The following is a 10,130-nucleotide window of genomic DNA, read 5'->3' on the forward strand; positions in this document are numbered from 1 at the left end:
CGCGTCGCGGTCGGCGAGGCGGGCGAGGCCCGCGAGCGGACGGCCCAGGCGGGGGTTGGCGGCCAGGGCGTCGGCGTTGCGGTCGAGGAAGGCCCAGTAGCCGGCGGTGAACGGGCAGGCGTCGTCGCCGAGGCGGTGGGCCGGGTGGTACCGGCAGTCGCCGCAGTAGTCGCTCATCCGGTTGATGTAGGCGCCGCCGGCGGCGTACGGCTTCGTCGCCATCAGGCCGCCGTCGGCGTACTGGCTCATCCCGACGACGTTGGGCGCCATCACCCAGGCGTAGCCGTCGACGAAGCTCTCGTGGAAGAAGTCGGTGAGCGCCCGCGGGTCGTAGCCGCGTTGCAGCGCCCAGTTGCCCAGCACCATCAGCCGGGGGATGTGGTGGACCCAGCCGCGGTCGCGGACCCCGGCGAGCACGTCGGACAGGCATGCGGCGCCGACCGCGTCCGCGTCCAGGTCGTCGAACCAGCCGGGCAGCGGGGTCCGCGCGCCGAGCGCGTTACGGTCGGCGTAGTCCTCGCCGGCCCACCAGTAGATCCCCCAGACGTACTCGCGCCAGCCGAGGACCTGGCGGACGAACCCCTCGACGCTGGCGATCGGCGCCTCGCCGCGCCGGTAGGCCTCCTCGGCCGCGGCGACGGCCTCCAGCGGGTGCAGCAGGCCCAGGTTGAGCGCCGGTGAGAGGGTGGAATGGGCCATCGCCCAGTCCCCGGCGAGCATCGCGTCCTCGTAGGGGCCGAAGTCGGCGAGGCGGTGACGGACGAACCAGTCCAGCGCCTGGCCCGCCTCGGACCGGGTCGCGGCGAACCGGCGCGGGCCGTCGACGCCACGGAAGCGGGCGTGACCGTCGCGTTCGAGCCGGTCGAGATGCTCCCGGACCTCGGCGTCGACCTCGGTCTCCGCCGGCGACCACGGCTCGGCCAGGTCGAGGCGGGGGAGCCGGGGCGGGGGGTGGCGGTTGTCGTGGTCGAAGTTCCACCGGCCGCCGGCGGGGGAGTCGCCGTCCATGAGCACGCCGAACCGGTGCCGCTGCCAGCGGTAGAAGTCCTCCATGAGCAGCCGTCGACGACGGCCCGTCCCGCCCTGGGAACCGTTGCCGTGACGACCCTCCCCACGGCCGTCGCCGTGGCTGTCGTCGTGGCCGCGGCCGTCACCGTCGCCGTGGCCGGTGCTGCCGTCGGCCCAGGTGGCGAAGTCGTCCCGGCTCGTCGCGGTGTACGCCGAGGGCACGACCGTCACCCCGGGCAGGCCCGTGACGAAGCGTCGCGCCGGCCAGGAGGTCGGGTCGGGCACCTCCAGGGGCTCGCCGTAGTCGGCGATGGCCTCCCCGTAGGTCGCGCTGATCCGGTGGTCGCAGCGTTCGCCCAGCTCGCGCGCCCGATGACGCAGGGCGCAGAGCAGCAGGTGCGCCTTCTGCCGGTGGAAGCGCCGCCGGGCCAGCACCCGGGTCGACTCGACGAGCAGGACCGGCTGATCGGGATCGTCGAGGAAGTGCGGTCCGAGCTGGTCGGCGAACAGCCAGCGGCGCATCGTCCGACGGTGACACACCCGCCGCGACCGGCCAACTCGATCGTGCGCAGCGTCGCCATCCATCGTCATGCAAGATAATCAACGGTGTTGACGAAACGTGACCGACATTAATGATCATGACTACCTGGTACGGGGACGGCTTCGCCTGAGCCACGCCCGGTCGCGGCTACCGGGTGGGCGGCGCGGGTTGGCGGGCGAGGACGGTGTCGAGCAGGATGCGGGCCGCCGTCGAGGTGGCACCGACCGGGGTCACGATCGCCGTCGGAAACGTGGGGATCGGCGGGGCGAGCGGGATCAGTCGCAGGTTGCGGTGGTGGCGGGTGGCCAGGCTCGGCGGCAGGACGGCGACGCCCAGCCCGTGCGCGACGAGGTCGAGCAGTGTGTCGCTGTCGCCGACCTCGCAGGCCAGCCGGCGGCGCAACTCGTGTTCGACCAGCACGGCGTCGAGGACCGTGCGCGACCCCCAGCCGGGCGGATAGTCCACGAAGTCCTCCTCGACGGTCTCCCGCAGCGACACCGCCGCCCGGTCCGCCAGCCGGTGCCCGCGGTGGCAGGCGAACACCATCGGCCGGTCGTCCAGCGGGGTCAGGTGGACGCCGACCGGGGCCGTCCGCGCGCAGGCGAACGCGAGGTCGAGCGCGCCGGCCGCAACCCGGTCGAGCAGTTCTGCGCTGGGCGCCTGCACGAGCCGCAGCTCGACCCGCGGATGCTCGGCGTGAAACGCAGCGAGCGCCTCGGTCAGGCCGCGCCGGAAACACTGCATGATCCCGATGGTCAGCCGGCCACCCATGCCGCCGGTCACTCCGGCGACCGCCGAGCGCGCCGCGTCGGCGGCGGAGAGGATCCGGCGCGCCTGCGTGAGCAGGACCTCGCCCTCCTGGGTCAGCCGCACCGCGCGGGTGCTGCGCACGAACAGCTTCGCCCCCAGCTCGCGTTCCAGGGCGCCAATGGATGACGACAGCCCCGACTGGACGATGTTCACCCGCTGCGCGGCCCGGGTGAAGTGCAGCTCCTCGGCGGCGGCCACGAAATGCTCGAGCTGGCGGAGCTCCATACATCTCCCTGACAGATGAAGAGAAGCTGATTGTTCTGTTGGACAGGTTAGCTGGGACGCGGCACGCTGGATGCATGATCGACGGCGGCGTGACGACGCATCAACCCTCCGGCAGCGCGTCCCCGGCGTCCCCGGCGTCCCCAGCGGGCACGGTCCCGTCGGCGGGCCTCGGCCGCGGGCTGGTCGGCCTGCTCGCGGTGAGCACCGGCATGTGCGTGGCGGCGATGTACTACGCCCAGCCCCTGCTCGGCGAGATTCGGGCAGCGCTGGGCCTGTCCACCGGCTCGGCGGGTCTGCTCGTGTCGGTGACCCAGGCCGGCTACCTGGTGGCGCTGTGCCTGCTGGTTCCGGTGGGCGATCTCGTGGCCCGCCGCCGGCTGATCCCCGCGCTGGTCGCCGCCCAGGCGGTGGGCCTGTTCGTGCTCGCCACCGCCACCTCGGCCACCCAGCTGATGGTGGCCGGAGTCGCGGTCGGCGCTCTGTCCGTGACCGCGCAGGTCGGCGTCGCCTTCGCCGCGACGCTGGCCGGCGATGCCGAGCGCGGCAAGGTCGTCGGGACGGTGATGAGCGGCCTGCTGCTGGGCATCCTGCTGGCCCGCACCGTCGCCGGCTACCTGGCCGATCTCGGTGGCTGGCGCACCCCGTTCTGGGTCGCCGGGGCCGCCCAGCTCATGCTGTGCGCCGTGCTCGCCGCCCGGCTACCGACCGAGCCGCGCAGCACGGCGCCGCGGCTCGGCTACCGGGCGTTGATCGCTTCGGTGGTCCGGCTGCTGCGTGACGAGCCGGTGCTGCGGCTGCGCGCGGCCTACGGGGCGGCGTCGTTCGGGGCGTTCAGCGCGCTGTGGACGCCGCTGGCGTTCCTGCTGTCCGCGGCGCCCTACCGCTACTCCACCGGGGTCATCGGCCTGTTCGGCCTGCTGGGCCTGATGGGGGTGCTGGCCGCGTCGTTTGTCGGCCGGGCCGCCGACCGCGGACGTACGGGGGCGGTGACCGTGGGCACGGCCGCGCTGCTGCTGGCCGCCTGGCTCCCGCTGGGCCTCGGCGGGCACTCGCTCGCCGCCCTGATCGTCGGCATCCTCGTCCTCGACCTCGCCGCGCAGGGCCTGCACATCGCCAACCAGAGCGAGATCTACCGGCTGGACCCGGCGGCCCGCAGCCGGCTCACCTCCGCCTACATGGCGATCTACTTCGCCGGCGGCCTCGCCGGCTCGATCGCCGCCGGCGCCGCCTACAGCCACGGCGGCTGGACCGCCGTCAGCGTCACCGGCGCCGTCTTCGGCCTCGCCGCCGTCACCCTCGCCGCCTGGGACGCCCTCCGTGGCCGCCGGACCTCGCCCGCGAGGTGACCCGCCGACGGTGAGTCCGTCAGCTGGCTCGCGCGTGGGTCGCGGCACGCGATCGGACCGACATGACTGCGCCGGCGCCAGCGCGAGCCCGACCACGCCGGACAGTCACGTGATGGTGAACTGAGGGGTGATCCCGGCCTCGATCAGAAGAACGCCCGTCTTACTCAGGATGAACATGTCGGAGATGGCGGTTTCGATGAGGTATTCATTCCGCCAGCATTTTTCCAGATTGGTCATCAGCGTCGTGAACGTCGTGATGAAGGTCTGCTGGTCGGGGCCAGCCGACGGTTGTGCCGAGAAATTGTGGACCGCGGGCATCTCGATGGGAGTGCCCGCATATTCGAAAGTGTCGCCCGACGATACTAGGGTCCTACCGTAGTAGATCTCCGCGAACGTGTAGTAGTGCGCGAGTGTGCCGGGCTCGAACGTGCCTTCGTCGGGCGATGCGCTGGTTCCCTCACCCTGTGCGGTGATCTCGTCGATGGCCGTCAGGGCGTCCGCGACCGTGTTGACCGCGAACAGGGTGTCGTCGCCAATTCTGGTGGCGGTGACCTGGTTGGGCGCCGGGTACGTCGGCAGCGAGCCGTCGGGGAACACGGCCTTGAAGCCGGCGGCGATCGCATCATAGAACTGTCCGATCGTCGGCCCGACCGGCGGGGGAGGCGGCGGCGGCAGATCCGGTGCCGGCACGACGGGACCCGCCTCCGGGTACTCGATGGCCAGGAACGTCTGCAGTGCCTGCTCGCTCAGCGGTGCCAGCGCGACAACCAGCTCGGGATGGACGCCGCCGGGCAGTCCCGTAACGGGATAGACGGGGGCGAAGTTCGGCGTGGCGATCTCGCCCCTGAGTGATGCTCCGGTAGCGGTGTACATGTTGCAGGACAGGCCAAAATGTAGCATTTCCTGAGTCGCCACCTTCTCGATCAGGCCCGCGACGCCGCTTGGGTCGGCACTCGTGACCGACCACTGGGCGCACAGATACGGCGGAATCGTCGAGAACTCCAACTGGATGGCGGTAAGCAGGGAGGCCTGTAGCTCGGCGAGATCGTTGACGCCGTTCTCGACGGTCTCGCGAATCGTCCTTCGACGTGACACGAAAATCCCCTCTGGATTTGGTGATCATCGCGACCATGCTCGGGCCTGGCGCGATGCCCGCGGTGTGGGGCCGGTCGACGACGGCGGAAGGTGTCCAGGCGGCCTCGTACCGAGGTGATGGGTAGGTGAAACGATAGGTCCGGAGAATTGTCCATGTCGGGTATTCTCATGTCAAGCATTCTGAAGTGCGAGTCCGGAGTGCGTTGACGTAATCGGCGGCATTCCAGCGGGGGGCACTCCGCGCGCATCGAGTGCGGCGACCAGGATTACCGACACGACACGGGGCCGGCGGTCGGGGCCGGCGCCGGGGGCGGCGCCGGAGGGCCGGGATTGTCAGGTGACGGTGTCGCCGTAGACGGCCGCGTGCAGGGCGGCCAGGTCCGTCAGGTCGGGCAGGACCGCGTCCGCGCCGGCGGCCGTGAGGCTTTGCGCGGTGGTCGCGCCGGTGGCGACCCCGACCGCCCGTACTCCGGCATCCCGCGCGCCGCGGACGTCATGCGCCGTGTCGCCGATGACGACCACGTGGGTGGGGGCGAAGGTCACCCGGTGGGCGGCTTCGGCTCGCCGGACGGCGAGGGCGACCAGCGTGGCCCGGTCGGTGTCGTCGTCGCCGTAGCCGCCGACGGTCAGGTCGAGCAGGTCGGTCAGCCCGCAGCAGTCGAGTTTGCGCCAGGCGATGGACGGCAGGTTCCCGGTGACCACCGACTGCACGACGCCGTCGCGGGCCAGACCCTCGACGGCCGCTCGGGCGCCGGGCAGGACGAGGCTGGTACGGCGCATCCGATCGTCGAGTGCGACGGCCGCGGCCGGCAGCGCCGCGTAGAACGCCGCCAGGAGCGACTCGGGCTGGTCGATCCCGTTCAGCCGCAGGGTGTCGAGGACGATCGCCCGGTCGGTGCGCCCGGCGAGGTCGGCGACGAGCGCGGCGGGCCGGCCGGTCACCGCCTGGAAGGCCTGGGCGTGCAGCTCGCGGCCGAGCCCCGGGAACGACACGAGCGTGTGGTCGACGTCCCACAGGATCAGGGCGGGTTCGGCGGGCATCCGCGCACGATCTCACACCGCCGAACCGCACCGCGGCCGGTCGGGGCGGCGGTGGTGCGGCTGACATACTGGACTCATGGGCGTATCGAAAGAGACCGTGGTGGCGGGGGACGGCAAGACCTTCCCGAAGGCGGGGGACACCGTGACGGTGCACTACGTCGGCACCCTGGTCGACGGCAAGCAGTTCGACTCGTCGCGTGACCGGGGGCAGCCGTTCATCACCGAGATCGGCGTCGGCAGGGTCATCAAGGGGTGGGACGAGGGGATTCCCCAGCTCTCCATCGGGGAGAAGGCGGTGCTCACCGTGACCGCCGACTACGGGTACGGCTCCAGCGGCTTCCCGCCGGTCATCCCGCCCCACTCCACCCTCCTGTTCGAGGTGGAACTGCTCGCGATCGGCTGACCGGGCCCGTCAGGGCAGGAACGACTCGACCGCGTCGGCGGCGGCCTCGACCCCGCCGTGGGCGCGCAGCGCGGACGCGACCCCGGCCAGCCGCTCGGCGATCTCGGCGCGGGAGGCGGCGGACTCGACGGCGGCGCGCAGGAGCGGCGGGCTGATCCGGTCGGCGGCGAGCTGCTCGCCGACGCCGAGGGCGGCGAGGATCGCGGCGTTGCCGAACTGCTCGGCGGCCAGCGGGATCGCGACCGTCGGCACGCCGAACCACAGCGCCTCCACGCAGCTACCCATCCCGGCGTGGGTGACGAACGCCGACGCCGCCGCGAGTACGGCGAGCTGGGGAACGCTGCGGTGCGCCTCGACGTTGGCGGGCAGCGGGCCGAGCGCGGCGGGGTCCACGCGGCGGCCGAGCGCCATGACCACGTGCCAGTCGGTGCCGGCGAAGGCCTCGGCGGCCGCCCGGTAGATGTCCGGGCGGTCGTTGTAGACGGTGCCCAGGGACACCAGCAGCACCCGTCCAGCGTCCGGCGGCGCCGTCCAGGTCCGCTCGGCCAGGCGCACGGGGTCCAGGCACGGGCCGACGAACCGCACGCCCGGCCGGACCCGGTTGAGGTGCGGCTGCAGCACCGGGGGGATCAGCGACACGGTGGGCCGCTCGGCGCCCAGCCACTCCCAGGGATCGCGGTCCAAGTCGTTGTCGCGCAGCCAGGCGCCGAACGCCGCGTGATACTCCTTGCCCGGCACCGAGGTGCGGAGCGCCGCCAGGGCCTCGGAGTTGTCCTGCTCGAAGCCGTCCCACGGCACCCAGGTCGGGGACAGCAGCACCGCGGGGACATCCCACCGGGCGGCGAGCACGGGTCCCGCCTGCGCGGCGACGTCGTGGATCAGCAGATCCGGCCGGTCGTCGTCGAAACGGCGGGCGAGCGGGGGGAGGGTGGTGATCCCCTCGGTCAGGAACATCCGGGTGGCGAGTTCGGCGGCCGGGTTGTCCGGCCAGTCGCCGTCCTCGGTGGGCAGCGTCGAGGGGTGGGTGACGGGCCGCGCGCCGGTGGGCTCCACCAGCCCGGCGAGCCGGTCGCCGATGGCGTAGCTGACCCGGTGGCCGCGGCGGACCAGTTCGGCGATGACGCCGAGCGAGGGGTAGACGTGGCTCGGCGTGGTGCAACCGATCATGGCGATGTGGCGCGCAGTGCTCATCGTGTCCTGCCGTTCGGCATCGTCTGGTGATCGCCGGTGACCTCCTCGAGGCGGGACGCGTCGCCGCCGGCTGCGTCCGTGCCGGCGGCAGCGCTCCACCAGGTCGGGCGCGTCCACTCCGTTGTCGTCCGCGCCGGCCCGCAGGTTGCCCGCCGACCCGGAAGAGGCGCCCGGTACGGGGGGGCAGGCGCGACGCCGCGCAGCCCGCGGTGCCGACCGCCGGTCGGTCAGGGCAGGTGCGATTCGATCGCGTCGGCGGCAGCTGCGACGCCGCCGTGCGCGCGCACGGTCGCACGGATGGTGGCCAGCCGCCCGGCGATGGCCGGCGAGGAGGCGACGGCCTCGACCGCGCCGCGCAGCAGCGCCGGGCGCACCTGCTCGGCGGGCAGGAGCTGACCGACGCCGAGGGCGGTGAGGATCGCGGCGTTGCCGAACTGCTCGGCGGCGAGCGGGATCGCCACGGTCGGCACGCCGAAGTAGAGCGCCTCGACGCAGCTACCCATCCCGGCGTGGGTGATGAACGCCGACGCCGCCGCGAGTACGGCGAGCTGGGGAACGCTGCGGTGCGCCTCGACGTTGGCCGGCAGCGGGCCGAGGCAGGCCGGGTCGACCCGCTGCCCGATCGCCATGACCACCTGCCAGTCGGTGTCGGCGAACGCCTCGGCGGCGGCCCGCAGGATGTCCGGCCGATCGTTGAACAGGGTGCCGAGCGAGACGAGCAGCACGCGGCGGCCGTCGTCCGGCGCAGTCCAGGTCTGTTCGGCGAGCCGGGCCGGGTCCAGGCACGGGCCGACGAACTGCACCCCCGGCCGGACCTGGTCGAAAAGGGGCTGCAGCACCGGCGGGATCAGCGAGATGATGGGCTGTTGCTCACCCATCCAGTCCCAGGCGTCCCGATCGATGCCGTTCGCCGCCAGCCAGGCGGTGCACGCCTCGTGGTACTCCTTGCCGGGCACGGAGGTGCGCATCGCCTCCAGTCCCGCGCCGTGCTGCTGCTCGAACCCGGCCCAGGCCACCCACGTCGGCGAGAGCAGCACCGCGGGAACGTCCCAGTTCGCCCCGAGCACCCGCGCGGCCTGCGCGCCGATGTCGTGGATCAACAGGTCCGGGCGGTCGTCGCGGTAGTGCTCGGCGAGCAGCGGGAGGGTGGCGATCCCCTCGGTCAGGAACATCTGGGTGGCGAGTTCGGCGGCCGGGTTGTCCGGCCAGTCGCCGTCCTCGGCCGGCAACGTCGAGGTGAAGGTGACCGGTTCGGCGCCGGTGGGCGTGATCAGGCCGGCGAGGCGGTCACCGATGGCATAGCTGACCCGGTGACCGCGGCGGACCAGCTCGGCGATGACGCCGAGCGAGGGGTAGACGTGGCTGGGCGTGGTGCAGCCGATCATGGCGATGTGTCGCGGGGTGCGCATCGTGTCCTACCGTCGGTCGGCGGTCAATGGCGTTGGGCTGAGCGGGTCGCGCCGAGCGCGCTGGTCGGGGGCGCGCTGGTCGGGGGCGCGCTGGCCGAGGGCGTGGCGGTCGAGGGCGCGGCGGTCGGGTCGGGCCGCAGGGGCGGGCGTCAGCGCCGGTCGAGGCCCAGCAGCCAGTGGTGGATCGCCGCTGCGGTGGACTCGGCGTGTTCGTTCATCATCGTCTGGTGGTCGCCGTGGACCTCGACGGTGTCGTGGGAGAGCTTCCATTCCTCGTTGTCGGGGGCGTCCGGGTCGTCGCCGTTCTCGGGCTGCTGGGGCGGCCGTTCCATGGCGCGGACCAGCACGATCGGCGTCTCGATCTCGCTGGGCCGCCAGCCGTCGAACAGGTCCAGGTAGCCGCCCTGGGCGGTGACCTGGGCCTCGGTGATCAGGGCATAGGCCTGGTTGTTGACGGCGATACCGCGTAGTTCCTCGTTGACCTCGTTCTCGGGGATGCGGTCGCCGGGGAACCAGGTGTCGAGCAGGATGACGGCCGCCGCCCGGCCGCCGCGTTCCTCGATGCGGGTGGCGATGGCATGGGCCAGCCAGCCCCCGGCGGAGTAGCCGGCCAGCGCGAAGGGGGCGTCGGTGAAGTTGCGGGTGACGATGTCGGCCATCAGGTCGATGGTGACCTCCGCGCTGGCCGGCATCATGTCGCCCTCGCCGAAACCGGGCAGGCTCAGCCCGTGGACCGCGCGCCTGCCGTGCAGGTGCAGGGCCAGCCGGGCGAAGTTGTGCGGCCCGGACGGGGCGACCATCGACGGCACGCCGACCAGCACGGGGCTGGCCGGCCCGGCGGCAAGCTGAATGGGCTGGGTTCGGCCGGTGAACTCCTCGCTCGCGGTGAACAACGGTCGCAGCTTCGCCGCCGTCCGGATGAGGTCCACGCCTTCCTTGAACTTCCCGATCGAGCAGGCCCGCCGGTACAGGTCACGCACGCCGCCGGTGCTGTCGGTGGCGGCGGACTGGCCGGTGAACAGTCCCGCCGCGGCGGCGGCCGCGGCGGCGTCGAGTCCGCC

At 72.6% G+C, this 10,130-nt stretch carries 9 protein-coding genes; 2 read left to right on the top strand and 7 right to left on the bottom strand.

What is annotated here, in order from left to right:
• Nucleotides 1-1,530 (bottom strand): cryptochrome/photolyase family protein (locus ND748_RS17195; RefSeq protein WP_251746815.1); only part of this gene is annotated, 1,530 nt, incomplete at its 3' end.
• 166 nt (nt 1,531-1,696) lie between these two features.
• Complete coding sequence (locus tag ND748_RS17200; RefSeq protein WP_251746816.1) at nt 1,697-2,584, bottom strand: LysR family transcriptional regulator; 888 nt, start codon at nt 2,582-2,584, stop codon at nt 1,697-1,699.
• 74 nt (nt 2,585-2,658) lie between these two features.
• On the opposite strand from ND748_RS17200, the gene ND748_RS17205 reads away from it, so the two are divergent.
• On the top strand, nt 2,659-3,930 hold the full coding sequence (locus tag ND748_RS17205) for an MFS transporter (protein ID WP_285902265.1): 1,272 nt from the start codon (nt 2,659-2,661) through the stop codon (nt 3,928-3,930).
• A 105-nt stretch (nt 3,931-4,035) separates the two neighbouring features.
• On the opposite strand, the gene ND748_RS17210 is transcribed toward ND748_RS17205, so the two are convergent.
• Nucleotides 4,036-5,025 (bottom strand): ferritin-like protein, encoded by a 990-nt coding sequence (locus tag ND748_RS17210; protein WP_251746818.1) that lies wholly within the window; start codon nt 5,023-5,025, stop codon nt 4,036-4,038.
• Between the two features lie 333 nt (nt 5,026-5,358).
• On the bottom strand, nt 5,359-6,066 hold the full coding sequence (locus ND748_RS17215; RefSeq protein ID WP_251746819.1) for an HAD family hydrolase: 708 nt from the start codon (nt 6,064-6,066) through the stop codon (nt 5,359-5,361).
• Between the two features lie 76 nt (nt 6,067-6,142).
• Here ND748_RS17215 and ND748_RS17220 point away from each other — a divergent pair, with 76 nt between their 5' ends.
• On the top strand, nt 6,143-6,469 hold the full coding sequence (locus tag ND748_RS17220) for an FKBP-type peptidyl-prolyl cis-trans isomerase (RefSeq protein WP_251746820.1): 327 nt from the start codon (nt 6,143-6,145) through the stop codon (nt 6,467-6,469).
• 9 nt (nt 6,470-6,478) lie between these two features.
• Here ND748_RS17220 and ND748_RS17225 read toward each other — a convergent pair whose 3' ends face one another.
• The 3 genes from ND748_RS17225 to ND748_RS17235 all read right to left on the bottom strand — a co-directional run.
• Nucleotides 6,479-7,660 (bottom strand): macrolide family glycosyltransferase, encoded by a 1,182-nt coding sequence (locus ND748_RS17225; RefSeq protein WP_251746821.1) that lies wholly within the window; start codon nt 7,658-7,660, stop codon nt 6,479-6,481.
• Between the two features lie 227 nt (nt 7,661-7,887).
• Nucleotides 7,888-9,069 carry a macrolide family glycosyltransferase gene (locus ND748_RS17230; protein ID WP_251746822.1) on the bottom strand — a complete coding sequence of 394 codons (1,182 nt, stop codon included), beginning with the start codon at nt 9,067-9,069 and terminating at the stop codon, nt 7,888-7,890.
• A gap of 149 nt (nt 9,070-9,218) precedes the next feature.
• Nucleotides 9,219-10,130 (bottom strand): thioesterase domain-containing protein (locus tag ND748_RS17235; RefSeq protein ID WP_251746823.1); only part of this gene is annotated, 912 nt, incomplete at its 5' end.

Source organism: Frankia sp. AiPs1 (assembly GCF_023716945.1).
In the GTDB taxonomy this organism is placed as follows: Bacteria; Actinomycetota; Actinomycetes; order Frankiales; family Frankiaceae; genus Frankia.

Bases quoted from the DNA above. Each gene is read 5' to 3' on its own strand.
- ND748_RS17205 (WP_285902265.1), top strand. From the start codon at position 2,659: ATGATCGACGGCGGCGTGACGACGCATCAACCCTCCGGCAGCGCGTCC.
- ND748_RS17215 (WP_251746819.1), bottom strand. From the start codon at position 6,066: ATGCCCGCCGAACCCGCCCTGATCCTGTGGGACGTCGACCACACGCTC.
- ND748_RS17220 (WP_251746820.1), top strand. From the start codon at position 6,143: ATGGGCGTATCGAAAGAGACCGTGGTGGCGGGGGACGGCAAGACCTTC.
- ND748_RS17225 (WP_251746821.1), bottom strand. From the start codon at position 7,660: ATGAGCACTGCGCGCCACATCGCCATGATCGGTTGCACCACGCCGAGC.
- ND748_RS17230 (WP_251746822.1), bottom strand. From the start codon at position 9,069: ATGCGCACCCCGCGACACATCGCCATGATCGGCTGCACCACGCCCAGC.
- ND748_RS17200 (WP_251746816.1), bottom strand. From the start codon at position 2,584: ATGGAGCTCCGCCAGCTCGAGCATTTCGTGGCCGCCGCCGAGGAGCTG.